This is a genomic window from Cupriavidus sp. UYPR2.512 (assembly GCF_000379565.1).
Classification (GTDB): domain Bacteria; phylum Pseudomonadota; class Gammaproteobacteria; order Burkholderiales; family Burkholderiaceae; genus Cupriavidus.
This window is the reverse complement of the sequence record NZ_KB902931.1, coordinates 1-22,767: the sequence shown is the minus strand read 5'-3', so window position 1 is coordinate 22,767 and position 22,767 is coordinate 1. Positions and strand designations below refer to the sequence as shown.

The 22,767-nt window shown below is 68.1% G+C and carries 27 protein-coding genes; 15 read left to right on the top strand and 12 right to left on the bottom strand.

The window, feature by feature from the left end; all coding sequences use genetic code 11:
- The first annotated feature begins 15 nt into the window (after positions 1-15).
- The 6 genes from A3A5_RS0111745 (at position 16) to A3A5_RS0111725 (ending at position 3,870) form a co-directional block, all read left to right on the top strand.
- Positions 16-234: a DUF1656 domain-containing protein gene (locus A3A5_RS0111745; protein ID WP_018310767.1), complete on the top strand. Its 219-nt coding sequence runs from the start codon at positions 16-18 to the stop codon at positions 232-234.
- Positions 231-1,139: an HlyD family secretion protein gene (locus tag A3A5_RS0111740; protein ID WP_018310766.1), complete on the top strand. Its 909-nt coding sequence runs from the start codon at positions 231-233 to the stop codon at positions 1,137-1,139. The genes A3A5_RS0111745 and A3A5_RS0111740 overlap by 4 nt, the downstream gene beginning before the upstream one ends.
- Positions 1,136-2,599: an efflux transporter outer membrane subunit gene (locus A3A5_RS0111735; RefSeq protein WP_026200684.1), complete on the top strand. Its 1,464-nt coding sequence runs from the start codon at positions 1,136-1,138 to the stop codon at positions 2,597-2,599. Before A3A5_RS0111740 ends, A3A5_RS0111735 begins: the two co-directional genes overlap by 4 nt.
- A 181-nt stretch (positions 2,600-2,780) precedes the next feature.
- A complete protein-coding gene (locus A3A5_RS0111730) occupies positions 2,781-3,134 on the top strand; it encodes a hypothetical protein (protein WP_018310764.1) in 354 nt (117 codons plus the stop codon).
- 92 nt (positions 3,135-3,226) lie between these two features.
- Entirely contained in the window at positions 3,227-3,433 is a 207-nt protein-coding gene (locus tag A3A5_RS41295; RefSeq protein WP_081623878.1) for a hypothetical protein, read from the top strand.
- Between the two features lie 101 nt (positions 3,434-3,534).
- Positions 3,535-3,870 carry a cupin domain-containing protein gene (locus tag A3A5_RS0111725; RefSeq protein ID WP_018310763.1) on the top strand — a complete coding sequence of 112 codons (336 nt, stop codon included), beginning with the start codon at positions 3,535-3,537 and terminating at the stop codon, positions 3,868-3,870.
- A gap of 11 nt (positions 3,871-3,881) precedes the next feature.
- Here the strand turns inward: A3A5_RS0111725 and A3A5_RS0111720 are convergent, their stop codons facing one another.
- The gene (locus A3A5_RS0111720; RefSeq protein ID WP_018310762.1) at positions 3,882-4,766 is read right to left on the bottom strand and encodes a LysR family transcriptional regulator; all 885 of its coding nucleotides are present in this window, start codon (positions 4,764-4,766) and stop codon (positions 3,882-3,884) included.
- A gap of 122 nt (positions 4,767-4,888) precedes the next feature.
- Between A3A5_RS0111720 and A3A5_RS0111715 the strand changes: the two genes are divergently transcribed.
- On the top strand, positions 4,889-5,320 hold the full coding sequence (locus tag A3A5_RS0111715) for a VOC family protein (RefSeq protein WP_026200683.1): 432 nt from the start codon (positions 4,889-4,891) through the stop codon (positions 5,318-5,320).
- 17 nt (positions 5,321-5,337) lie between these two features.
- On the opposite strand, the gene A3A5_RS0111710 is transcribed toward A3A5_RS0111715, so the two are convergent.
- On the bottom strand, positions 5,338-5,661 hold the full coding sequence (locus A3A5_RS0111710) for a thioredoxin family protein (RefSeq protein WP_013952898.1): 324 nt from the start codon (positions 5,659-5,661) through the stop codon (positions 5,338-5,340).
- A 123-nt stretch (positions 5,662-5,784) separates the two neighbouring features.
- Positions 5,785-8,094: an ATP-dependent DNA helicase gene (locus A3A5_RS0111705; protein WP_051108516.1), complete on the bottom strand. Its 2,310-nt coding sequence runs from the start codon at positions 8,092-8,094 to the stop codon at positions 5,785-5,787.
- 103 nt (positions 8,095-8,197) lie between these two features.
- On the opposite strand from A3A5_RS0111705, the gene A3A5_RS45390 reads away from it, so the two are divergent.
- Positions 8,198-8,329 carry a hypothetical protein gene (locus A3A5_RS45390; RefSeq protein ID WP_255343514.1) on the top strand — a complete coding sequence of 44 codons (132 nt, stop codon included), beginning with the start codon at positions 8,198-8,200 and terminating at the stop codon, positions 8,327-8,329.
- Between the two features lie 3 nt (positions 8,330-8,332).
- Here the strand turns inward: A3A5_RS45390 and A3A5_RS0111695 are convergent, their stop codons facing one another.
- From A3A5_RS0111695 to A3A5_RS0111685, 3 genes are all read right to left on the bottom strand, one after another.
- Entirely contained in the window at positions 8,333-8,806 is a 474-nt protein-coding gene (locus tag A3A5_RS0111695) for an RES family NAD+ phosphorylase (RefSeq protein WP_018310757.1), read from the bottom strand.
- Entirely contained in the window at positions 8,803-9,318 is a 516-nt protein-coding gene (locus A3A5_RS0111690) for an antitoxin Xre-like helix-turn-helix domain-containing protein (RefSeq protein ID WP_018310756.1), read from the bottom strand. The genes A3A5_RS0111695 and A3A5_RS0111690 overlap by 4 nt, the downstream gene beginning before the upstream one ends.
- A 98-nt stretch (positions 9,319-9,416) precedes the next feature.
- Positions 9,417-10,382, bottom strand: a complete 966-nt coding sequence (locus A3A5_RS0111685) for a DNA-binding protein (RefSeq protein WP_018310755.1) — start codon at positions 10,380-10,382, stop codon at positions 9,417-9,419.
- A gap of 113 nt (positions 10,383-10,495) precedes the next feature.
- Between A3A5_RS0111685 and A3A5_RS0111680 the strand changes: the two genes are divergently transcribed.
- Positions 10,496-11,623, top strand: a complete 1,128-nt coding sequence (locus A3A5_RS0111680) for a site-specific integrase (RefSeq protein WP_026200682.1) — start codon at positions 10,496-10,498, stop codon at positions 11,621-11,623.
- A gap of 249 nt (positions 11,624-11,872) precedes the next feature.
- The gene (locus tag A3A5_RS0111675) at positions 11,873-12,298 is read left to right on the top strand and encodes a hypothetical protein (RefSeq protein WP_026200681.1); all 426 of its coding nucleotides are present in this window, start codon (positions 11,873-11,875) and stop codon (positions 12,296-12,298) included.
- A 51-nt stretch (positions 12,299-12,349) separates the two neighbouring features.
- Here A3A5_RS0111675 and A3A5_RS0111670 read toward each other — a convergent pair whose 3' ends face one another.
- The 4 genes from A3A5_RS0111670 to cls form a co-directional block, all read right to left on the bottom strand.
- Positions 12,350-12,532, bottom strand: a complete 183-nt coding sequence (locus A3A5_RS0111670; protein WP_018310752.1) for a hypothetical protein — start codon at positions 12,530-12,532, stop codon at positions 12,350-12,352.
- Positions 12,533-12,609: 77 nt separating this feature from the next.
- Complete coding sequence (locus A3A5_RS41290; protein WP_232431328.1) at positions 12,610-13,056, bottom strand: hypothetical protein; 447 nt, start codon at positions 13,054-13,056, stop codon at positions 12,610-12,612.
- Between the two features lie 168 nt (positions 13,057-13,224).
- The gene (locus A3A5_RS0111660) at positions 13,225-13,869 is read right to left on the bottom strand and encodes a TetR/AcrR family transcriptional regulator (protein WP_018310750.1); all 645 of its coding nucleotides are present in this window, start codon (positions 13,867-13,869) and stop codon (positions 13,225-13,227) included.
- A gap of 128 nt (positions 13,870-13,997) precedes the next feature.
- A complete protein-coding gene (gene cls / locus A3A5_RS0111655; protein ID WP_018310749.1) occupies positions 13,998-15,437 on the bottom strand; it encodes a cardiolipin synthase in 1,440 nt (479 codons plus the stop codon).
- Positions 15,438-15,877: 440 nt separating this feature from the next.
- On the opposite strand from cls, the gene A3A5_RS0111650 reads away from it, so the two are divergent.
- On the top strand, positions 15,878-16,633 hold the full coding sequence (locus A3A5_RS0111650) for a response regulator transcription factor (RefSeq protein ID WP_018310748.1): 756 nt from the start codon (positions 15,878-15,880) through the stop codon (positions 16,631-16,633).
- Here A3A5_RS0111650 and A3A5_RS0111645 read toward each other — a convergent pair.
- Positions 16,630-18,480 carry a phosphodiesterase gene (locus tag A3A5_RS0111645; protein WP_018310747.1) on the bottom strand — a complete coding sequence of 617 codons (1,851 nt, stop codon included), beginning with the start codon at positions 18,478-18,480 and terminating at the stop codon, positions 16,630-16,632. The two genes, A3A5_RS0111650 and A3A5_RS0111645, sit on opposite strands and share 4 nt — an antisense overlap.
- A gap of 233 nt (positions 18,481-18,713) precedes the next feature.
- Between A3A5_RS0111645 and A3A5_RS0111640 the strand changes: the two genes are divergently transcribed.
- The 3 genes from A3A5_RS0111640 to A3A5_RS0111630 all read left to right on the top strand — a co-directional run bounded on the left by A3A5_RS0111640 (position 18,714) and on the right by A3A5_RS0111630 (position 21,630).
- Positions 18,714-20,342, top strand: a complete 1,629-nt coding sequence (locus A3A5_RS0111640; RefSeq protein WP_018310746.1) for a methyl-accepting chemotaxis protein — start codon at positions 18,714-18,716, stop codon at positions 20,340-20,342.
- Positions 20,343-20,533: 191 nt separating this feature from the next.
- Positions 20,534-21,130: an HAD domain-containing protein gene (locus tag A3A5_RS0111635; RefSeq protein ID WP_026200680.1), complete on the top strand. Its 597-nt coding sequence runs from the start codon at positions 20,534-20,536 to the stop codon at positions 21,128-21,130.
- 125 nt (positions 21,131-21,255) lie between these two features.
- Positions 21,256-21,630, top strand: a complete 375-nt coding sequence (locus A3A5_RS0111630) for a 5-carboxymethyl-2-hydroxymuconate Delta-isomerase (RefSeq protein WP_018310744.1) — start codon at positions 21,256-21,258, stop codon at positions 21,628-21,630.
- 116 nt (positions 21,631-21,746) lie between these two features.
- Here A3A5_RS0111630 and A3A5_RS0111625 read toward each other — a convergent pair whose 3' ends face one another.
- The gene (locus A3A5_RS0111625) at positions 21,747-22,571 is read right to left on the bottom strand and encodes a reverse transcriptase domain-containing protein (protein ID WP_018310743.1); all 825 of its coding nucleotides are present in this window, start codon (positions 22,569-22,571) and stop codon (positions 21,747-21,749) included.
- Between the two features lie 38 nt (positions 22,572-22,609).
- Here A3A5_RS0111625 and A3A5_RS45630 point away from each other — a divergent pair.
- Positions 22,610-22,767: DUF5372 family protein (locus A3A5_RS45630; RefSeq protein WP_369797771.1), on the top strand; the 158-nt coding region annotated here is incomplete at its 3' end.

Here is a 22,767-nt window from a genome sequence, read left to right as displayed (position 1 = left end):
CTCTGCTGCCACCGAATGCTCAGTGAAATCGACCTCTATGGCGTCTTCGTGCCAGGCGTGCTGGTGCTGATGGTGCTGGCCTTCGCCGTCACCACCGCGATCCGCATGGTGCTGGCCGCGCTGGGCTGCTACCGGCATATCTGGCACCGCTCGCTGTTCAATCTTTCCCTCTATGTGATCGTCCTTGGCGCCGTGGCCGCAGTCTTGGTCGCGATGCCGGGACTGCCGTCATGACCTTCCGACTCCGCCCCCTGCTTCCCTTGCTGCCAACGCTGCTGGCCGCCATTGCCGCCCTGCTGGTGCTGCGCTACCTGTGGGACTACTACACGGCCGCACCATGGACCCGCGACGGCCATGTGCGTGCCGACATCATCCAGGTGGCGCCCGATGTGTCCGGGCTGGTCACGCGCGTGCTGGCGCGCGACAACCAGCATGTGCGGCAAGGCGAAGTCCTGTTCGAGATCGACCGCGACCGCTACGCGCTGGCCCTGCAGCAGGCGCTGGCCACGGTAGCGACGCAGCGCGCCGCGCTGGCGCAGGCGCGGCGCGAAGCTGCGCGCAACCACGAACTGGACGGCCTGGTTGCCGCCGAAGTCGCCGAACAGGGGCGTGCCCGCGTAGAGCAAGGCGAAGCCGCGCTGGCGCAGGCCGAAGCCGCGGTGCGGCTGGCCCGGCTGAACCTGGAGCGCACCAGCGTGCGCAGCCCCGTGGCGGGCTACCTCAACGACCGGCTGCCGCGCCTGGGCGACTATGTCTCCACCGGCCGTCCGGTGCTGTCGATGGTCGATGCCGGCTCCTTCCACGTGGAAGGCTATTTCGAGGAAACCAAGCTGCATCGGATCCGCATCGGCAGCCCGGTCGACGTGCATATCATGGGCGAGCCCCGGCACCTGCGCGGGCACGTGCAGAGCATTGCCGCCGGCATCGAGGACCGCGACCGCAGCGCCGGCTCGAACCTGCTGCCCAACGTCAACCCGACCTTCAACTGGGTGCGGCTGGCACAGCGCGTGCCGGTGCGCATCGTGCTGGAGGACGTGCCCGCGGATGTGCGCCTGGTCTCCGGCCGCACCGCGACCGTGGCCGTTCGCGAAGCCAGGCGCGACGATGACGCCGGCCGCCGCACGGGGTCCCGGTCGTGAGGCGGCGCCACCCCTGGCTGGCGTGCGCCGCGGCCTGCCTGTGCGCCTGCACGACTGTGGGCCCGGACTATCGCGTGCCCGATCATGCGGCGGTGCGCGCGCCCGCGGCCAACGGCCCGCTGCAGGGCGCCGAAGCGCACGGCGTGGCCATCGCGCCCGTGCCCGACGACTGGTGGCGGCTCTATGACGACGAGCGGCTCAACCGGCTGGTCGGACAGGCGCTGGCCGCCAACACGGACATCCGCGCCGCCAGCGCCAACCTGCGCCGCGCGCTGGCGCTGCTGCACGAGGTGGAGTCCGAGAACCTGCCCCAGGGCGGCGCCAGCGCCAGCGTATCGCGCGCGCAGCTGTCGGCCGAGAGCTTCCTGCAGACCACCAGGCCACCGGTCTTCAACCTGGGCGACTTCGGTTTCGGCGTGTCCTACCTGATCGACTTTTTCGGCAAGCTGGCCCGCGCCGACGAGGCTGCGCTGGCCGGCGCCGAAGCCAGCGAGGCCACGCTCGACATGGTGCGCGTCACCGTGGCGGCGCAGACCGTGCGCGCCTACGTGCAGGGCTGCGCCGCCACGCATGACCTGGCCGCCGCCACGCAGCAGCTCGCGGTACAGCAACGCACGCTGGACGCCACCGGCCGCCTGGTCGCCGCCGGCCGCGGCGAACCCGCCGACGTAGCGCGCGAGCGCGCCCGCACCGAAGCGCTGCGCGCTGCCTTGCCAACGCTGGAAGCCGCGCGTAGCGCCGCACGCCACCGGCTGGCGCTGCTGCTGGGCAAACCGCCTGCGGCACTGACAGAGGCCGAGGCGGGCTGCCATGCGGAACCTACGCTGCGTGCCCCGCTGCCCGTGGGTGACGGCGCCGCGCTGCTCAGGCGCCGGCCCGATGTCCGCGAGGCGGAACGCGAACTGGCCGCGGCCACCGCGCGCATCGGCGTGGCCACGGCGGACCTGTATCCATCGATCCGCATCGGTGCCAGCGCCGGGCTGACCGGCGTGCTGAGCCACCTTGGCAGCGGCCCGACGGCGCGCTGGAGCGTGGGGCCGCTGCTGAGCTGGTCGCTGCCGACCAACGGCGTGCGCCATCGCATCCACGGGCATGAAGCCGCAGCCGACGCCGCCCTGGCGCGCTTTGACGGCGCGGTGCTGCGCGCGCTGCAGGAAACGGAAACGGCATTGTCGGCCTACACGCGTGAACTGGAACGGCACGAAGCCCTGCGCGCGGCGCGCGAACAGGCCGCGGAAGCTGCGCGGCTGCAGGGCCGCCTGCGGCAGGCGGGGCGCATCCCGTACCTGGCGCACCTGGACGCCGAGCGCACGCTGGCCGATGCAGAGGCCGCACTGGCTGCGTCCGAAGGCCATGTGGCCGCGCGCCAGGTCGACCTGTTCCTCGCGCTTGGCGGGGGGTGGCAGGCCGGCCGCAAGGTGGCTGCCGCCGATGCGACTGGCGATGAAAAAAACGACTGATCTCTCAGCTTTTAAATCATCACAGGAATGCATCCACCTGACTAAACTTCGTCCCGTGCTGCACGCTTCCCACGCGATGGCACCGCCCCAAAGGCGAATCCGGACGGCGCGGGAGGCAGATCCGCCATCCCCGCGCGGCCCCTCGCGGGCCATGCCGTCCACCTACCCAAAAACAGCAGACATGCATAAGAACGCTCTCAAAGCCCTCCTTGCCACGACCCTCTCGATCGCAGCGCTCGGTGCCGCCGCACTGGCCAGCCCTGCCATGGCGCAAGGCCTGAACGACCGCGGCGTCGCCGCCGACCGCTACGGCTACAACCTGCACAACGGCAAGCGCGACCCGTTCACCGAAGGTGCGCACGTCAATGGCAAGCGCGATCCGTTCACCGATGGCGCCCGCGTCAACGACCGGCGCGACCCGTTCACCGACGGCGCCAACCGCGCTGCCGCCGCCATCGAAGTGGCGGGCATGGACCGCAGCGGCGTGTCGGCGCCGCCGGCCCATGGCGGTTCGCGCGTTCCGGCTGCCGCCTGATCGGTGCCTGCTCGCGCCACGGCAGCCGCCGTGGCGTGTCGACGGGGCGCAAGGCCCCGTCTCTTCTCCCGTGCCTCCTGAAGACCTCCGTCATGAAAACCATCCTGTTCACGCTGCTCGGCCTTGGCGCCCTGGCCGCGTCTCTTCCCGCTGCCGCCGGTCCTGACTGGGCTGTGATCGAGCGCGGCCGCGCCGCTGCCAGGACCGCTGCCGAGCGCACCGCACAAGCCCCCAATGCCACCCCTTGCGCACAAGCGGACGTTGCCGCGTCGGCGCCTTCGCCGGTTACGTCACGCTGAGTGCTACTGACGCGCGCGCTCCGGTGCTAGATTGAGAAGGCGTGCCGCCGCCAGGCGCCGGCCGTGACAAGCCACCCCACCAGAAGAGCGAGGAGCCGCGCATGTCCCTTCCCCATCTTGCATCCGGACAGATCGCCAGCGTGCTGCCACTGGGCACACGGCTGGACCAGACCGCCACCCAGGCTCTGTTCAAGGAAGGCCCGCTGGAAGTGATGCGGCTGGTGCTGAAGGCGGGCAAGCATATGCCGCCCCATGCGGTGGATGGCCCGATGACCGTGCAATGCCTGGAGGGCGAGGTGCGCGTGCGGGTAGACGGCGCCGAGCGCCAGCTGCACCAGGGCGACCTGCTCTACCTTGCGCCGAGCGTGCGCTACGACGTGACCGCCATCTCCGATGCCTCGGTGCTGGTCACATTGGTCCTGCCCGGCAGCCGCTGAGCAGTCTGGCGTTACGGCACGACAGGCTGCCAGCGCGCGCTGGCGGCCACAAAGGCATCGATCAGCGCCGCCACCGGCTCGCGGCGCAGTGCCGCTTCGCGCACCAGCACGCCTACGTCGCGATAGAGCGGCCCGCCGGGCAATGGCGCCTGCACTACCCCCGCGGACTGCTGCAATGGCACCAGTTCAGACGGGATGATGGCGCAACCCAGGCCAGCTGCCACCATCTGCAGGATCACGGCCGGCTCATCCAGCTCCATCCCTTCCCTGACCCATAGCCGCTGCCGCTTCAGGTAGCCGTCCACCAGTTGCCCGCCGGTGCTGTGGCGGTTGTAGCGGATGAACGGAAGCGCCTCCAGCAGCGCGCGCAAGTCTGCAGGCGCACCGGCGGGACCAATGGCGACAAAGCCCTCGCGCACCAGCGGCACCCACTTGAGGTCCGGCGGAAAGCCCAGCCGCGGCCGGATCAGCACGGCGATGTCCAGCTCGCGCGCATCCACCTGCGTCAGCAGCTGCGTGGACATCCCCGGCACCACGTTGACGTGCGAGTCCGGAAACCGCCCCCGGAAATGCCGCATTGCGTCGGCCAGCAAGGTGGCCTGGACCGTCGACACCGCGCCCAGCTCCACCGGCGCGGCGTCAGTATGCGGGCCGGAGCGGTCCTTCATCGCGGCATAGAGCTCGACAAAGCGCCGCGCTTCCGGCACCAGCCGGCGCCCGGCTTCGCTGAGCGCGACCGACTTGCCGGTGCGATCGAAGAGTACGCAGTCCAGGTCCTCTTCCAGCCGCCGGATCTGCGTGCTGACGGCCGACTGCGTCAGTGCCAGCCGCGCCGCGGCGGCGGAAAACGAGCCGGTTTCGGCGGCCACCAGGAAGGTCTGGAAGTAGCGGATCATCTATCAAAAAGTCTGATGCTCAGAGCAAAAATGATTCGCTTCATATTACGGGTTGTGCTGGCTACAATCAAACGCGCAGGTCAACGCCTGCCCGCATACCGACCCCCGACAAAGGCCCCCGCATGAGTGCGACTTCCTCTATCCCCCTGTTCCACCTGGCTTTCCCCGTGCGCGACCTGGCCGAGGCAAGGCGCTTTTATGGCGACTTGCTTGGCTGCCCCGAAGGGCGCAGTTCCGAGGCCTGGGTGGACTTCAATTTCTATGGCCACCAGGTGGTGGCGCACCTGTCGCCCGAGGAGTGTGGCCACCGCGCCACCAGCGCAGTCGATGGCGATGACGTGCCGGTGCGGCACTTCGGCGCAATCCTGCCGATGGGCGAATGGGAGGCCCTGGCCGAGCGGCTGCGCGCGGCGGGCACGCAGTTCGTGATCGAGCCGCATGTGCGCTTCAAGGGCCAGGTTGGCGAGCAGGCCACCATGTTCTTCCTGGACCCGTCGGGCAATGCGCTGGAGTTCAAGGCCTTTGGCGACCTGAGCCAGGTGTTCGCCAAGTAAGGCAGCGCGCGGCCGGCCTAAGCAATGCGGCGCATCGCCTCCCGGATCGGGTCGGACTCGGTCGGGCGCACCAGCCGCGCTACTTCCTGCCCGTCGCGCAGGAACACCAGCGTCGGCCACAGCTTGATGTGAAACGACCGGCCAAGCCGGCGCCCGCTGCCGTCCTCGATCTTGAGATGGCGCAACGCCGGATGCACGGCAAAGGCCTCGGCCAGCGCCGGCTGGGCTCGCTGGCAGTAGCCGCACCACGGGGCGCCGAATTCCAGCACGGTGGCGCCCGGCAGCGCATCCACTTCCGTGCGGGTCGGCTCGGTGGCCGCGTATTGTTGAGTCATGGGCATGGATCTGGTCCTTTCGTGGCGGCTGGCCGATGGCATCCGGATGCCTACCAGATTCGTTCCAGCGGCGGCTCCGGGCAGGCACCGCGCAAAGAGGATGCCCCAGACTGGCCCGCTGTGCAATTTCTACGCCGCCGTGGCGATTTCCCACCATGCCGGCAGCAGTTCGCGCACCTCGGCCGCGGCAAAGCGGTCGTCGATCAGGTAGACCACGCCCTGGTCCTGCTGCGTGCGGATAACCCGGCCCGCCGCCTGCACCACCTTGCGCAGCCCGGGATACAGGTAAGCATAGGCATAGCCCTGCCCGAACGCCTGCTGCATGCGTGCGCGGAACTGCTCGTTGACCGCGTTGAACTGCGGCAGCCCCAGGGTGGCAACGAAGGCGCCGATCAGGCGCTCGCCGGGCAGGTCCACCCCTTCGGCAAAGGCGCCGCCGAGCACCGCGAAGCCGATGCCCTCGCCGCCTGCCTCGAACTTGTCCAGGAACGCAGCCTGCGCGGCCTCGTCCATGCCGCGCGATTGCACCCAATGGGGAATGTCGGGATGGGCCTGCGCAAAGCGGGCCACCGCCTGCTGCAGATACTCGTGGCTGCTGAAAAAGGCCAGGTAATTGCCGCGCCGCGCGCGGAACTGGCCTCCCATCAGCGCAACGATGGCAGGCAGCGACCGTTCGCGCTGCGCATAGCGGGTAGAGATGCGCGCGGCGATCCGCACTGACAGTTGCTCGGCGCGGAACGGCGATGGCACTTGCACCCGCGCGCAATCCGCCGGCAAACCCAGCGTATCGAGGTAATAGGCAGCGGGATCGAGGGTCGCGGAGAACAGCGTGACTGAATGCGCGGCGGCAAAGCGCGGGCGCAGGAACGGGGCCGGGATGACATTGCGCAGGCACAGCCGCGCATGGTGGCCACGGCCGGTGCGCGGCACGCGCTGGATATCGAACAGCGAATGCGCGTCGAGCTGCTCGGCGAGGCGGCCAAAATGCAGCGCATCGAAATAGAAGCGCTGCAGCGCCGGATCATGCGCGCCTGGATGTTCGGTCATATGCGACAGTGCCGCCGCGCAGCATTCGTCCAGCGCGCGGCGGAAGGCGGCGGGCGCTTCGGGCAGGACTTCATACGCCTCGTCACTATGGCGCGCCAGCGCGCTCCATTGCCGGGCCAGCCGCATCAATGGCTTGCGCACGACGGCCGGCGCGCTGCGGCGCACCTCGCGCAGCGATTGGGGGTCGAGTTCGGCGGTGTACATGGCGCGGCCGCGCTCGACCAGGTTGTGGGCCTCGTCCACCAGCACGCTGGCGCGCCAGCCATTGGCCGCGGTCAGGGCATACAGCAACGCGCTGCGGTCGAAGTAGTAGTTGTAATCGGCCACCACCACGTCGCTCCAGCGCACCAGCTCCTGCGACAGGTAGTAAGGGCAGATCCCGTGTGCCAGCGCCAGCGTGCGCACCGCGGCGCGGTCGCGCACCGGCACGCCGCGCGCCGCTTCGCGTGCTGCCGGCAGGCGGTCATAGAAGCCGCGCGCCAGCGGGCAGGACTCGCCATGGCAGGCCAGCTCCGGATGTTCGCAGGCCTTGTCGCGGGCCACCAGTTCCAGCACATGCAGCGGCCGCGCGCCGTGGCCGCGCAGCGCATTGGCGGCGTGCAATGCCACCCCGCGCCCGGTGGATCGGGCCGACAGGAAGTACACCTTGTCGATGCCCTGCCCCGGCATGGCCTTGAGCACCGGGAACAGCGTGCCGACCGACTTGCCGATGCCGGTGGGCGCCTGCGCCAGCAGGTGGCGGCCCGCGCGGTTGGCGTTGTAGACCGCCTGCGCCAGTTCGCGCTGGCCCGGGCGGAAGCCCTGGTGCGGAAAGGCCAGCTGCGCCAGCGCGCCATCGCGTGCCTGCCGGTGGGCCAGTTCCGCCTGCGCCCAGTGCAGGAACTGCTCGCAGGTCTGCACGAAGAAGGCTTCAAGTGCCTGCGCAGTGAAGTGCTCCGCGACCGGGTGCTCGCGCTGGCTGATGATGTCGAAATAGACCACCGCGATCTCCAGCCCGGGCAGCCCCAGCTTGCGGCATAGCAGGCAGCCGTAGATCCTGGCCTGGGCCCAGTGCAGATGGCGGTGGTTGTCCGGCACGGCGGCATCGCCGCGTACGGTCTTGATTTCTTCCAGCCGGTTGGCGGCGGGATCGTAGCCGTCGGCGCGGCCGCGCACATGCAAGGGGCCGAAATCGGCGGCAAGCGCCACCTCGGCCTGGTAGCCCTCGCCGCGCCGGCTGGTCACTACGGCATGCCCGGCCATGCCCTCCTGCGCCGATGGCGTGGGCACGAAGCGCAGGTCCAGGTCGCCCGCCTTGGCGGTGAACTCGCACAGCGCGCGCACGGCCACCACGTAGGCCGGAGCGGCTGGCGTGGCAGGCGGGGCTGGAATGGACGGCGGGACGGCAGGCACGGGAACGGGGCGCGGCAATAACTGTATGAATATACAGTATCAGGGAAGACCGTTATCCGGTGACCCCCGTTCCGGCACAGGGACATAGCAAAACGCTATTTCCATGTGCACCATCCACCGCTCTATGTTGTCTGTCTTGCGAGACAACACGCGCGCGCTCGCGAACGGCTGGTACCGCACCGGTGACCTCGGCAAGATCCAGAAGCACATGCTGCGCGCAGGCGCCGCAGCCTGAGCCTCAGACCAGGCGCGCGTCGTACTGCCAGCGGCGCAGCTTGACGCAGGCCAGCAGCGCGGCGTCGGGGTGTGCCGGGTTGACCAGCACGTTTTGCTCTTCAGGGATGACGATGGAAGGCACCAGCAGCAAGGCGCTGGTGCCCGCCGCGGTCCAGGCTTCGCCGGCGTCAAGACTGGTCTTGCCGGCGGGAATGGCATCCCAGCCAACGGGGGCTGTATCGGCGCTTAGTTGCTGCGCCACCGCCCATAGCTCGTCAGGGATGTCGATCCGGACCAGGTAGCGGTTCAGCGGCAGCCCGCCCGAGCCCAGGTGAACCAGCGTTTCCAGGCAAGCCAGCGCGATGCTGGACGCCGCATAGATCAAGGGCGTGCCCTGCCGGTTCCAGCGCCCGCCGGTGGCCTTGGCGCCGGCGCCGCTGGCATCGTCCGCGGTGTAGTCCGGGGTGTCGGTCGCGATCCGCCACGCTGGCCTCACGCGTACGCCCCGCTCTGCATCCTGGCCACCAGGTCGGAAACGATGCGCTGGCCGGCGAGCGTATCCATCAGCTCAGCGGGCCGGCGCCCGCCCAGCGCCGGCAACGGCTGCTCCAGCCACTGCGCCACCCACTGTGCCGCGCTGAAACCGCGCGGATCGCCCGAGCTTTCCACCAGCGCCTGGACCTGCCCCACCAGCCGCGCCATGCCCAGCACACGCTCGCTCTGCTCGCTCGACAGGTTCTGGTGCGCCCGCGCCTTGCGGTCCACGGTGGCGCGCGGCAAGTCCAGTGTCTTGATCAGTTGCTCCTTGGTCGTGCCCATGGATTCGGCCAGGCGGGTCAGGTCTGAAGCCGGCACGCCTTCACGAATCGCGCGGATGACTGACATGGCGCCTTGCGTCGACAGGCTGGCCTCATAGACGCCGACATAGTTGTTGACGCTCAGCTCGGGCGGTGCCGGGCGTTCATGAGCCAGCGGATAGCGACCTTCGGGAGTGAGCGTGAGCGGCATGGCAGTCCTCATCAAATGAGCATTCAGTATAGCTCAATTGACAAAAAACACCCGAGCACCCGCCGTGCTTCCCCGGTGTTGCCGCTGGGTCAGGTGCGCTATAAGCCTCGCGTGCGCCTCCGACTGCCCTTGCCAGTGCCCAGCGCAGTGCGGGCCGGCCGGGTGCGGCGGACTGCCGGACTGGCGGGGCCGGCGGTGGCAATGGTCGCGGCAGCCGCCTGGTCGCGATACTCGGCCAGCAGGCTTTCCCGCTGCCGCACCCGCTCTTCCAGCACGGCAAGCGCCTGGCCAAGACGGGTCATCTCGCTGCCCTGGCGCGACGCGGCCTCGGCGGCACGCGTCAGCCGCTCGACGGCCACCTTGCGCTCAGCTTCCAGCAGCTTCTGGGCTTCCTTGGCCGCCATGCGCGCGGCATCCAGTTCCAGCGCCATCCGTCGCTCATTGGCGGCGGCGCGCTGGGTCACGGTTTCCCGCTCCTGGTCCCATGCCGCCCGCTGCGCGGTGAAATCCTGCTGCATCGCGTTGTGTGCCAACAGCGCCGCGGCCGACTCTGCGCGCATCGTCTGCGCCTGTTGCTGCAGGGTGGAGGCCGCAGCTTCAGCGCGCGCAGCACGCGCAGTGGCGTCGTCGCGGGCCCGTGTCAGTTCCGCCATGGCCGTCTCGGCACCATCCAGGCGGGCCTGCATGACCTGGCGTTCTTGCGCCAGCGCTTCCCGCTCCTGCTCCAGTGCCGCCCGGGCCTCGGCCAGTGCCGCCTCACGCTGCACCAGCGCGGCCTCGGCCGAAGCCTTGGCTACCTGCAGAGCCGCCTCCCACAGGTAGCGCGCTGCCTCCGTGACCGGCTCAGGGCATCCGGGTGCGGGCGCAAATCCCTGAGGATCCTGGATACGTCCACCCAGCGCCGCAAACCAGGCATCCAGGTGCGGGCTGACCGTATTGGGCGAGCCCCGCCCCAGGTGCAGGCGGATGCGTTCGATGGTGGGCCGCTGGCCGGTCTTGAGCAGGCTGTCGGCGGCCTGCCAGACGTCGTCTCGGGTAATGCCACGGCTGCGGAGGGTTTCCATGATGGGATTTGGCAAAAGTCTGTGAGGAAGACAAATAAGGTTCGATAATGGACACTTATCGGGTGTTATTTGCCGTTTATGTATGCTATATTACAGCATACATCATATTTAATATGATAAAAATCCGAGAAGCCCACGAGGCCTACTTTCCACCGATTACATCCGATGTCGAACTACCGGCGCCGCTTCGCCCGTCCGAACTGGACCCGCTTGCGGAGCAAGCGGCCAATGCCTTGCGCCGCGAAGGCGAATCCCAAAACACGGTGGCGAGTTACCGGTCCGCATTGCGCTACTGGTCTGCCTGGTATGCCCTGCGCTACCGGCAACCTGTGCGGCTCCCGCTCGCGCCTGCCGTCGTCATCCAGTTCATCGTCGACCATGCCACGCGCCAGACGCCGCAAGGTCCCGTCTGCGAGATGCCTGCGGCCATCGACCAGGCGCTGGTCGCTGACGGATACAAGGCCCGACCCGGCCCGCCCGCGCTGTCCACGCTGACGCACCGGCTGGCGGTACTGGCCAAGGCCCACCGCCTGCAGGCCTTGCCCAACCCCTGTGCCGAAGCTGCGGTGCGCGAACTGATGGCCGGCATCCGGCGCGCCTATGCGCGGCGCGGACAGCGGCAGGCGCGCAAGGCGGCGCTGACCCGCGATCCGCTGCTGCGCCTGCTCGATACCTGCGATGACTCGCTGCGCGGCCTGCGCGACCGCGCGCTGCTGCTGTTTGCCTGGGCCAGCGGCGGGCGCCGCCGCTCTGAAGTCGCGCGCGCTACCCTCGACCACCTCACCCGGCTGGGCCCCGGTGACTTCGTCTATGCACTGGGCTGGTCCAAGACCAACCAGTCAGGCAGCGAGCGCGCCGATACCGTCAAGCCCGTCACTGGTGCCGCCGGCCAGGCGCTGGAGGCATGGCTTGCGGCCACCGGCATCAGCAGCGGACCGCTGTTTCGCCGCATCCGCCGCGGCGGGCATGTGGGAGAAGGGTTGTCCGATGCGGCGGTCAGCCGCATCGTCAAGGCGCGCTGCGCACTGGCAGGACTGGACGGCGACTACTCGGCGCATTCACTGCGCTCGGGCTTTGTCACGGAGGCTGCTGCGCAACAGGTGCCGCTGGCCGAGACCATGGCCATGACCGGCCACGCGAGCGTGTCGACGGTGGTGCGTTACTTCCGCGCCGCGGACGCGCGGCGCTCGCGTGCGGCCGACCTGCTGGCGCAAGCGCCGCAAACCGCCGAAGGCAACTGAGGGCGGCTTGCAGCTCGCGCCAATCATGCCGCGCAGGCGGCGCAAATACGGGTATTTCGCTAGCCGGCAGCGCTGGCTCGGGCTGCGGGGGGTGCCTATACTGGCAGCGCGCCGCACAGTGCCAGGCATAACTGGCCGGCCGCGCCTGGAGAATCCGGCAGGCAATCGCCACTGGCACGATGTGCAGCGGCGCCCATGGGACGCCATTGCGAACCACCTGCCTGGCCCCGAACAAGTAGAAACGCGGAGATGGGGATGCCCAACGAACAATTCCTCGCCACGCAGGAAACCCGGCGCTCGGGGCTGAAAGCCCTGCGGGCTGCCTTGCTGCAGGTTCACAAGGAAGTCATCGGCTACGACAGGACCCAGTATGAGCGCCTGAACGGCCCGATTCCGGCAGGCCTGTTTGTGCAACTGGTGACTGAAGACAACTACTTCCGCTGGCTCGACCCGCTGTCGCGCCTGATCATCGAGATCGACGAAGAGCTGGAAGCCCAGGAACACCACGACGAAACCTGCCGTGCAGTCGGGCGCGCCGCGGAAAGACTGTTCAGCGACGGTTCTGACCCGGCCTTCCGCAAGCGTTACCAGGAAGCCCTGCAGGACGAATCCGGCGTCATCGTGGCGCACGGACGGCTGATGTCGGTGATCGGGCAGCTGCGCCAGTTGCCATAGCACGCCGGATTGCGCGGGCGCGTTGCGCGCCCCTCGGCATAGCCTGCCCGCCTACTTCGCCGGTTTCGGTTCCGGCACGGGTTTGCGCGGCGCATGGGTATCGACAGCCACGGGGTCGCTCGCCGGAAACGTCTCTTTCAGCGCTTCGTCCAGTTCGCGCTCGATCAGTTCATCCTTGCGCTGTTGTTCACTGGAGGCTGGCGGCTCGCGCTTCTGTGTTGCGGACTTGGTCATGATGATGGGGCTCCGTTGTCATCCATGAGCGGATGGTAGTCCCGCGCAGGCCGCATTGCCATCACGGCGACGCAGGCTCATCGGCCGCGTCCACCCCTATGCCAGCCGCCTTGCCCATGGCCACCACCGCCGTGCCAGTGATGCCCGCCGTAACCGCCGCCGCCATGGATATAGGTAAAGCTGCCGTAGAAACCACCGTAGCCGGGCCAGGGACCATAGTACGGGTAGTATGCCGGCGCAACCGGGTAGCTACCGTAGTAGTAGGCTGAGGAAACCGGATAAGCCGGATAAGCCGGATAGTAAGAGTCGCCTGCATAGGGATAGGCGACGCAGCCAGCCAGCACTGCCGTGCAGAGGGCCGCTCCCAATCCATATCGCATGATCCGCTCCTCACCGTGACGCCGGCGTTCGGCTGCCTGACACCAGGTTAGACCGCTCTGAATGCCGCGCAATTCCTCGAAATACGGCCGCGCCCTGATCACGCGCAGCAATCGCGTGCACATATCGGGACAATTCAACGCCATATTTAAGAAATGTCCGATATTCAGATGAGAAACAACAGAATACAGTCCTCATGCACCCGGCCCGCGGGTGCCCCGACTGAGCCAGGTTGACCCCCTTCCTGGTTCCTTACACTGCCACGATGGTCCCCGCCATCGTGGCATTTTTTTGCCGCGGTCCTGCTCCAGGTGCTACAGGCCCTTCTCGACCATGTCGAGCAAGCGCTGCCCGAGGATCTCTGCCTGCTCCCTGGCGCGGCTGCGCAGCGGGCCGTCGATCAGCAGGATGGCCAGGCCATGCACGGCCGACCACGCGAGGTACTCAGCACCCGGCCGGCGCTCTGGCGGCAGCACACCGGCTTCCACCAGCTTGTCGAGCGCCGCGCCCAGCAGCTGGAACGGATTGAGCCCGCTGTTGCCCGCCTTGGCCGGGTCGGCATCGTCATCCACTTCATCCGGCACCGAAAACGCGGTGCGGAACAGTCCGGTCTCGGCCAGCGCAAAGCGCAGGTAGCCGGTGCCGACCGCACGCAGGCAGGCACGCGCATGCGCAGCGGCACCGCGGCCCGGGCGCAGCCCACCGATTTCACCTTCCATGGCAATGGCAAGCGACGACAAGGCCGAAGCCCGCACCGCCTGCAGCAGGTCCTGCCGGCTGGCAAAATGCCGGTACGCGGCATTGGGCACCACGCCGGCACGGCGCGTGGCCTCGCGCAGCACGATGGCGTCGGGGCCACCCTCGCGCGCCAGGTCGATGCCGGCGTCCAGCAGCGCGCGGCGCAGGTCGCCGTGGCGGTAGGTGGCGCGCGCCGGTGGCGCGGAGACAGCCCGGGTCATGCGGACCCTCTTGAAGATGAATAATAGTTCATGATGTCCAAACGCTTATAGTGAACAGTGTACACAATCAAACCGCAACCAGTCTGTTGCATTGAGGATTGCAGGGACCAGCGGAGCGGAATGCGGCTTCAGAGGATTGGCGCAAACAGCTTGGCGACGTGCATCGCCACGCGCAGCGGCGCCGGCGCGTCGAGGAACTCATCCACGCCGATGCGCCGGGCCTGGGCGAAGTCGGCTTCGAGCATGGTGGCCACGCTCGCGGCAAAGCCCTTGTCGGCGGTCATCACCATCAGCTCGAAGTTGAGCCGGAACGAGCGGTTGTCCAGGTTGGCCGTGCCGACGGCCGCGGCTTCGTCGTCGATCAGGATGACCTTCTGGTGCAGGAAGCCTGGCTGGTAGCGATACAGCTTGATGCCGGCCGACACGGCCTGGTACGCATAGATGGTGGAGGCGGCATAGACCACCAGGTGATCGGGCCGCGCCGGAATCAGGATGCGCACATCCACGCCGCGCAGCACGGCCAGCCGCAGCACCGCAAACACCGCCTCGTCCGGCACGAAATACGGCGAGGTGATCCACAGCCGGTGGCGCGCCGACTGGATAGCCTCGACAAAGAACAGCGAACAGGTCTCTTGCGCGTCGGCAGGGCCTGACGGCACCACCTGGCAGGTCATGCGCCCGCCCACCTCTGGCGGCGACGGCATCAGCAGGTGCGGCACCTCGCGCGCGGCCCAGAACCAGTCTTCGGCAAAGGCCATCTGCAGGTCCAGCACGGCGCTGCCGCGCAGCGCGATATGGGTGTCGCGCCACGGCGCCAGCGGCGGACGATCGCCCAGGTATTCGACGCCGACGTTGTGGCCACCGACAAAGGCCTCGCTGCCATCGACGACCACCAGCTTGCGATGGTTGCGAAAATTGAGCTGGAACCGGTTGACAAAGCCGCGGTGCGTGGAAAACGCCCGCGCATCGACGCCGGCCTCGATCAGCGTGCGCACGTAGCGGCGCGGCAGCGCGTGGCAGCCGATGCGATCGAACAGGAAGTACACCTTGACGCCGGCCCGCGCGCGTTCACACAGCAGCGCCTGCAGGCGCTGGCCCAGCGCGTCGTCATGCACGATGAAGAACTGCACGATCAGCACCTGGCTGGCCCGCGCGATCGCGGCAAAGATCGCCTCGAAGGTCTGCTCGCCGTTGACCAGCAAGCGCACGTCATTGTTGGCCAGGCACGGCATGCCGGTCAGCCGGGGCAGCGCACGCATGCAGGCCTGCGCCGGCGCATGGACCACGCAAGCGCTGCGCGCCTCGCGTTCGCGCGGGGTCATGCCGTGGCGCAGTTCGCGCAGGTGGTCGTCATTGAAGCGCCGTGCATCGACGTAGCCGGCGAAGGTGCTGCGCCCGAAGATCAGGTAAGGCACCAGCGTGAAGTAGGGCATCATCAGCAGCGACCCCGCCCACGCGATCGCACCGGGCGCGGTGCGCACCGTCATGACGGCATGCAGGGCGGCCACCACGCCGACGACGTGAAAGCACAAGACGATGATGGCGATGACACTCGGGCTCTGCAGCATCGGTGGGCTTGAGTCCCCGGACGGAACGGGATGCGCGCTATTTTGGCACACCCCGCCCGGATGTTGACAGCACGGCGCCCAAGACTTCAACGCGGCTGCCTTCTTTTTTGGCACGCCGACAGCATCACGGTGCCAGGCCGTCGTCCGGCCACTGCCCCCTGGCTTGTCCACAGGAACTGTGGACAACTTTCCATATCGCCATCGGCCCCGCCGACATGCGCTCCGTCACGCCAGCAACGCGAGCGCGATCAAAAAAAAATCAACAGAAATTTCAGCAATGTCTGATTGTCCTGTTGACCGCACTTTTTGTACGCTTGTTGCTTGCGAACGGTAGTGCTGCTTGCGTGCGCGCCTGGTGCCTGCCTTCGTTCCATCGTGGTCCGGCTCCTGCCCTGCCGCAGTCCGGCCGTCCCTGCCACGGCTCTCGTATTTCGCCAACGATGAATATTGCGCTGCTCATGGGCAAGTCGCCTCAACTCCGGCCGGTGCCGGAACTGCTGGCACGTTCCGGTTATCGTTGCAACGTGTTTGAAACAGGCCGCGACCTGATCCACGGTGTCAGCCAGGTACCATTCGACCTGCTGCTGATCGATGACGAGTTGCCGGACCTGCCAGCCATCGACGTTATCCGTGCCGTACGCTGTGCGCGCTCACGCGATGTGCCCATCATCATGCTTGCGTCCGACAGCAGTGAAGATGGCCTCGTCGATGCGCTCGATGCCGGCGCTGATGACTACGTGTGCCGCCCGCTCAATGCGCGCGTGCTGATGGCACGCATCACGGCGCTGCGCCGCCGGGTGACCGGCGAGCGCCTGCGCCAGGGCCTGGTGGTGCGCATCGGCCCCTACCAGCTCAACAGCGTGGGCCGCTTTGCCACGCTGGGCGGGGAGCGCATCGAAATGACGCCGAAGGAATTCGACCTGGCCATGCTGTTGTTTTCGAATGTCGGCCGGGTCCTGTCCAGCGACCGCATCCAGCAGGCGGTGTGGCGGCATGAACTGCCGCCGCTGTCGCGGGCACTGGCGGGACTGGTCTCGCGCCTGCGCAAGACCCTGCGCATCGGCATCGCCAACGGCGTCGCCATCGCCGTCGTATACGCGCACGGCTACCGGCTCGACGTACTGGAAGGGGGCGACGCGCCCAGGCTGCCCGCAGCGGACCGCCGGGACACCAGACGCAGGCAGCCGGACCGCTAGACCGACAGCGTCGCGGCCAGCGACAGGAAATCCAGCACGGCCATGCCGGTTGCCGAGCGCTTGGCCTCGCGCTTGGCCGCCGCCGCGGCGGCGCCGATATGCTGGCTGCCCAGCCGCTGCAGGCCCGCCACGCCCTCGCCGCTCACGCACACCACCCCAACCGCCATCGACACTGGCGCAAAGAATACCGGCCGCCCGTGCCGGTCTTCGCCATGCATGCCGCCGGCGCTGCGATCGGCGGGCGAATACATGGCGCGCGCCGCGTCGTTGAAGCGCCGGATCGCAGCTTGCAAGCGCGCGGCCCAGTCGCTGCTCTGGTACAGCACCAGGAAATCGTCGCCGCCCACATGGCCGAGAAAATCGCGTGCGGGATCACAGGCCTCGGCCAGGATGGCGGCCGCGCCCTTGAGCATCTCATCGCCCTTCCAGTAGCCATACTTGTCGTTGAAGGGCTTGAAGTGGTTCAGGTCGACATAGCAGGCGCGGAACTCGCTGGCGGCTTCGATCAGGCGCTCGATATGCTGGTTCAGCGGAATATTGCCGGGCAGGAAGGTCAGCGGATTGGCATAGCGCGCCGCCTCCATGCGCACTTCGGTGATGGCCCGGATCAGGTCAGCACCGGTGCCCAGGCCGATATAACGGCCCTGCTCGGTGATCACGAAACCATCGGCAAGCGAGCGCGTGTTCTCGCCGGACAGGATCTGCGCCATCTCCTCCAGGCTGGTGCGATGGTCAAAGCAGGCCGGCTCGCGGTTGGCCATGGCGATGCAGGCCTTCTTGCCATACAGCTCGCGATGGAACGGCGCCGCGTAGCGGTCGATAAAGGCCTGGCGGCTGATGATAGCCAGCGGCCGGCCTTCGTCATTGACGACGGCCACGGCCTGCAGGTCGGGCTGGTCCTGGAACACGCGCAGCACCGCATCATTGCTGGTGGCAGGCGAAACGGTCGGCGCGGGCCGCAGCAGGCGCCCGGCGGTGATGCCCGACCAGCCTGAGCGCACCATCTGGGGAAACACCGCGATATGCCGCGATGCCAGCGCCTGGCGCACGTGCAGCGGCGCCTGCGCGGCCGGCCGCGCCACGGGCCGGCCCACGTAATAGCCCTGGGCGCCGGTCACGCCCAGGTCGCGGATCACGGCGAGCTCGTCTTCGTCTTCGATGCCTTCGGCGATCACGCGGCCGCCAAAGGCCCCCATCATGCGCAGCAGCGCGCGCAGGATCTCCAGCCGGCGCGAACAGGAAGCAATGCCCCGCACCAGCGATTTGTCGATCTTGACGAACTGCGGCGACAGGTGCGCCAGCAGATCGAGGTTGGCATGCCCGGTGCCGAAATCATCCAGCGCGTACTGCATGCCGAGCTCGCGCAGCACCGCCATCGCCTGGGCAAAGCTGGCCGCATCGCCGATCGGGGTCTGTTCGGTGACCTCGATCACCAGGCGCGACGGCGCAATGCCCGCTTCCAGCAGCGCCGCCATCAGCCGCCCGCGCTCGGCCAGCAGGTGCCGCAATGTCATGGGGCTGAAATTGAGGAAGAGCTTGCCGGGCAGGTCCAGGCTGCGCCAGGCGGCCAGCGCGGTGCGCGCCGCGTGGACCTCCAGCGCCATGGTCGCGGCAACGCCCTGCGCCAGCCGGAACAACGCGTCGGGGTTCGCCCAGGGCGAGCCCGCCGGGCCCCGGATCAGCGCCTCGTAGCCGAGAATCTCGGCGTTGTCGGCCTGCACGATCGGCTGGAATACGGCGTGCAGCGGCGGCAGCCGCGCATGCGCCAGTGCTGCTGCGACGGGGGCGCCAGAAGCTGCGACAGGTGCGCGGTCGTGCGAAGGCGTGGCGGCAGGCAGGCCTGTCATGGAGGGAAATCCGGGGGTGGAGCAAGATGGGCGAACGACATTGCATGACATGGAGATGACAGCGTGATGACAAGGAATCTCATTCCATGTCACGCCGGCGTCACGTTGATGACCGACCATCCGTGCGCCGCTTGCGACTGCCCCGGACAGAGGACAGCGCGCGCGGCAATTCGGGTCAAGCCCGGGCCCTGTGCCTCCTTCTGGATCCAGCGCGCCCGTTTGGAGTCTTCTCCGTGTTGCAAGTCATCAAGACACGCCTGCCCGGCCGCAGCCGGGCAGCTGCCCCCGCGCGGCTGTTCGCGCGGCTTTCCGCACGACTGGGCCGCCTGCCGCTGGTGGCGCGCCTGTGCGCCGCCTTCGCCCTGGTGTACCTGTTCGGCGCCGCCGTCGGGTTGACCGGCATCGCCAACCTGGTCTCGATCAAGGCGCGCACCGACACCCTGTACCAGCACGACATGCACGGCGCCATCTCGGCCGAGCGTGCGCAGTCAGCACTGGCCACCCTTGGCCGTGCCCAGCTGGCGCTGACCATGGCCACCAGCAGCACCGAGCGCGACGATGCCGCCGCCGACGTCGCGCGCGGCCTGTCGCAGCTCGATGCTGCGCTGGCCGGCGTTCGCCAGGCCGCCGCGGCACAGGCCGCGCCGCTGCTGCGCGAACGCCAGCGCGCCGGCGAGCTGGTGCAGGCCTACGTGGCGCTGCTGCGCAAGCAGCCGCTGGACTCGCTGCAATTCGACAGCGCAGTCTCGGTCGACGGCCACTTCGTCACCGAACAGCTGCAGACCCTCAGCCGGCAGGTGGAAGCCGTGCGCCAGCAGCAGGAACAAAAGGCTGCCGCCACGGTGGCCAGCGTGGCGGCCAGCCAGCTGCGCGCGCAGGCCTGGATGGTCGCCCTGCTCGGCGCCAGCCTGCTGGCGGCCGCCGCGCTGGCGTGGATCGCGGCGCGCAGCCTGCGTGCCGAACTTGGCGGCGAGCCGCGCGACGCCGCCGAGATCGCCCGCCGCATAGCCGCCGGCGACCTGACCGCCACCATCGCCCTGCGCCCGTCGGACGACAGCAGCATGCTGCATCACGTAGCCGGCATGCGCGACCAGCTTGCCGGCGTGCTGGCGCGCATCCAGGCCAGCGCACAGGAGATCACCGCGGCCGGCCAGCAGATCGCCGACGACAACCAGGCCTTGTCGGCGCGCACCCAGCGACAGGCCGGCGCGCTCGATGCCGCCACCGGCAGCATGCAGGCACTGGCCGCACGCGTGGCCGACGCGCACGCCCAGGCCACCGAATCGAGCCAGATGGCCAGCCAGGCGCGCGCCGCCACCGATGCCGGCGCTGCCGTGGTGCAGCAGATGCGCGGCGCGATGGATACGCTGCACGGCCACTCGCGCCATATCGCCGAGATCGTCGGCGTGATCCAGGGCATCGCCTTCCAGACCAATATCCTGGCGCTGAACGCCGCCGTGGAAGCGGCCCGCGCCGGCCCCGCCGGCCGCGGCTTTGCGGTGGTCGCGCAAGAGGTACGCGCGCTGGCCCAGCGCAGCGCCGATGCGGCGCGCGAGATCGGCGGCATCGTCGGCACGGCAACGCATGAGATCGAGCAAGGCGCGCGCCTGAGCGCCAGCGTGGTGGCGGCAATGGACCGCATCGCGGCTACCGTCGGGCACAGCCATGCGCTGGCGGAGGCGTTGCGCACACTGGCCGACGAGCAGGCCGGCAGCGTGCAGGCCGCGGGGCAATCCGTATCGCAGCTGCGCCAGACCGCCCAGCAGAACGCCGCGCTGGTCGACGACCTGGCCAGCCAGGCAGCCCGGCTGGACCAGCAGGCAGCGGCACTGGCCGACGATGTGGCCCGCTTCCGCTTCTAGTGCATGTCATCTTTGTAACGGCCATATGTGTCTGGGCGAAACATTTGTCATAGCGACGTAACCGGCATTTACGTCTTCCCCGATAAAGTTACAGATCTGTTTCAACTGAACCCGCGCCGGTTACGTGTCAGCCTGCCCGTGGCGAGTAATCTTGGTTCACACCAACTGAACTGGCACCCGCACAGGAAACCATGGCTGAACGACTCATCATGCTGGACGTACCCGGCGTCCTGTATTCCGACCGCTCCCGCACCCGCCTCGGCGGCATTCCGGATTCGGGCACACTGCGCGATGTCCGGTTCTTTGATCCTGTCGCGCTGGGGTTCGTACGCAGGTTGTTCGGCGTGGCCGGCGCCCGCGTGGTGGTGTCCGACGCCTGGCGCCGCGGCACGCCCGCGGCAATCCTGCAGCAGCTGGACCTGCAGGTCGAAGCCATGACCCCACCGGCCGCAGGCGGCCATGGTGCGGAAATCGAAGCCTATTTCGCCCAGGGCGCCAAGCCGGTCAACTACGTGATCATTTCCTGCGCCGCCCCGGAATCGATGCCCGAGGCCTTGCGCGAGCACCTCGTTACCGTTGACCCGGCTGCCGGGCTGACCCTGGAGAACTTCCAGCAGGCGCTCGGCATCCTGGGCGTGGCCTGCCCGTCCACGGTGATGCCCGCACCGAAACTGGATGCCGGCCTGAAGGCCAAGCTGGCCCAGCTGCAACAGCTTGCACGGGAAAATCCGGCCCGCTTCGGCAGCGCGCTGGCACCGGCGCGCGAGCGCACGCCCGTCCACGCCTGATCCGCACCAGCAGCACATCCCGGCGGGGCGCCCAAAGGCGCCCCGTTTGCATTGGTGGGCCCGCCACGCGCCGGCGATCCCGTATCATGCTCGGTTTCACCGGAACACACAGTCAGGACGCTGCCATGCCTCACCTCGTCATCGAACTCACCGAAAACACCCGCCTGAACTGCTCGCAGGAAGAGTTGCTGGATGAAGCCAATGCCGCCCTGCTGGCTTCCGGACAGTTCCAGGAGGCGGACATCAAGTCGCGCTGCATCACGCTGTCGACTTACCGCCAGGGCGTGGACGCGGTCGAGCGCGCCTTTGTCCACGCGCGCCTGTCGATCCTGGACGGCCGCGACAGCGCCGTGCGCCAGGCGCTGGCACAGGCCGTCTGCGACGTGATCGCCGAAGCGGTGCGCGCCGGCTCCGGCACCGGCCAGGACGTGCAGGTGCAGGTGTCAGTAGAGGTCTGCGAGATGGCGCGGGCAACCTATGCCAAGCAGGTGGTGGCCTGAGGTAGCGGAACGGATGGTGGCCGCCAAATCGGGATAGGGGCAGGCCTCACGGCCCGCCTCCTCCCACACCACCGTGCGTACGGGTCCGTACACGGCGGTTCGGATCGGTTGATCGATCAGCTCTCCACTGATGGTAGTCCGAGAGAATGGAAGTAATGGTTGCCGAGGGCCTTGTGAAGTGCCGGACTTCCGCTCACGCGCCACGGGCCATGGGGGGAGCCGGCCGTTTGTGCCGCCAGATCCTTCCCAACGCCGCGCCCCCGGAGTTCCGCGAAGCGTGTTCGACCCCGCTTCCATTGCTTCCAGAGGAAGCACCGCAGGCGTCGTCGCACCCAGGCATCCAAGCGCTTCAGCACGCTCGGCGTTTCGCAGAAACCAAAGTAGCCGCGCCAGCCAGTCAGATAGCGGCGCAAGTCCGCGACCATCTGCTCGGCACTCACCCCACGCGTGCGTCGGGTCAGCTCCCGTACTCGCTCTTTGAATCGAGACAGAGCCTTCGGCGCGATACGCCGCTTGGTCTGCTTCGTCCCAGTGAACGTGAAGCCCAGGAATTTCCGTTGCTCTGGCCGCGCGACCGCGCTCTTCGCCTCGTTGACCTTTAGCTTAAGCTTGCCGGTAAGGAAGGCCTTGAGGCCTGCCATCACCCGCTGGCCGGCCCGCTCACTGCGCACGTAGACATTACTGTCATCAGCATATCGCACAAAGTGCAGGCCGCGCCGCTCCAACTCCCGATCGAGGTCGTCAAGCAGCAGATTGGAGAGCAACGGCGAAAGCGGACCGCCTTGCGGCGCCCCCTCGTCCGTCGCACCGACCAGTCCGTGCTCCAGTACGCCTGCCGTCAGGAAGGCGCGAATCAGCTTCAAGACCCGCTTGTCGCTCACCCGCGCTGCCACCCGACTCATCAGGATGTCGTGGTTGACACGGTCAAAGGAAACCACCACAGACTACCCCTCTCCACCACGTTCCTGAATCTGTTGTCATCACACGATCCGGCCACCCGTTCGAGGGCCGGCGCCTCCAGGTCATCAGCCGACGGCAACGGGCCGGCCGATTGCACCTTCTGCTGACACTCCCCGACCAATCACGCGGACTCATTCCCGCCGACTGGACCGATTTCGCCGCCGGCTCCGGCAGCGT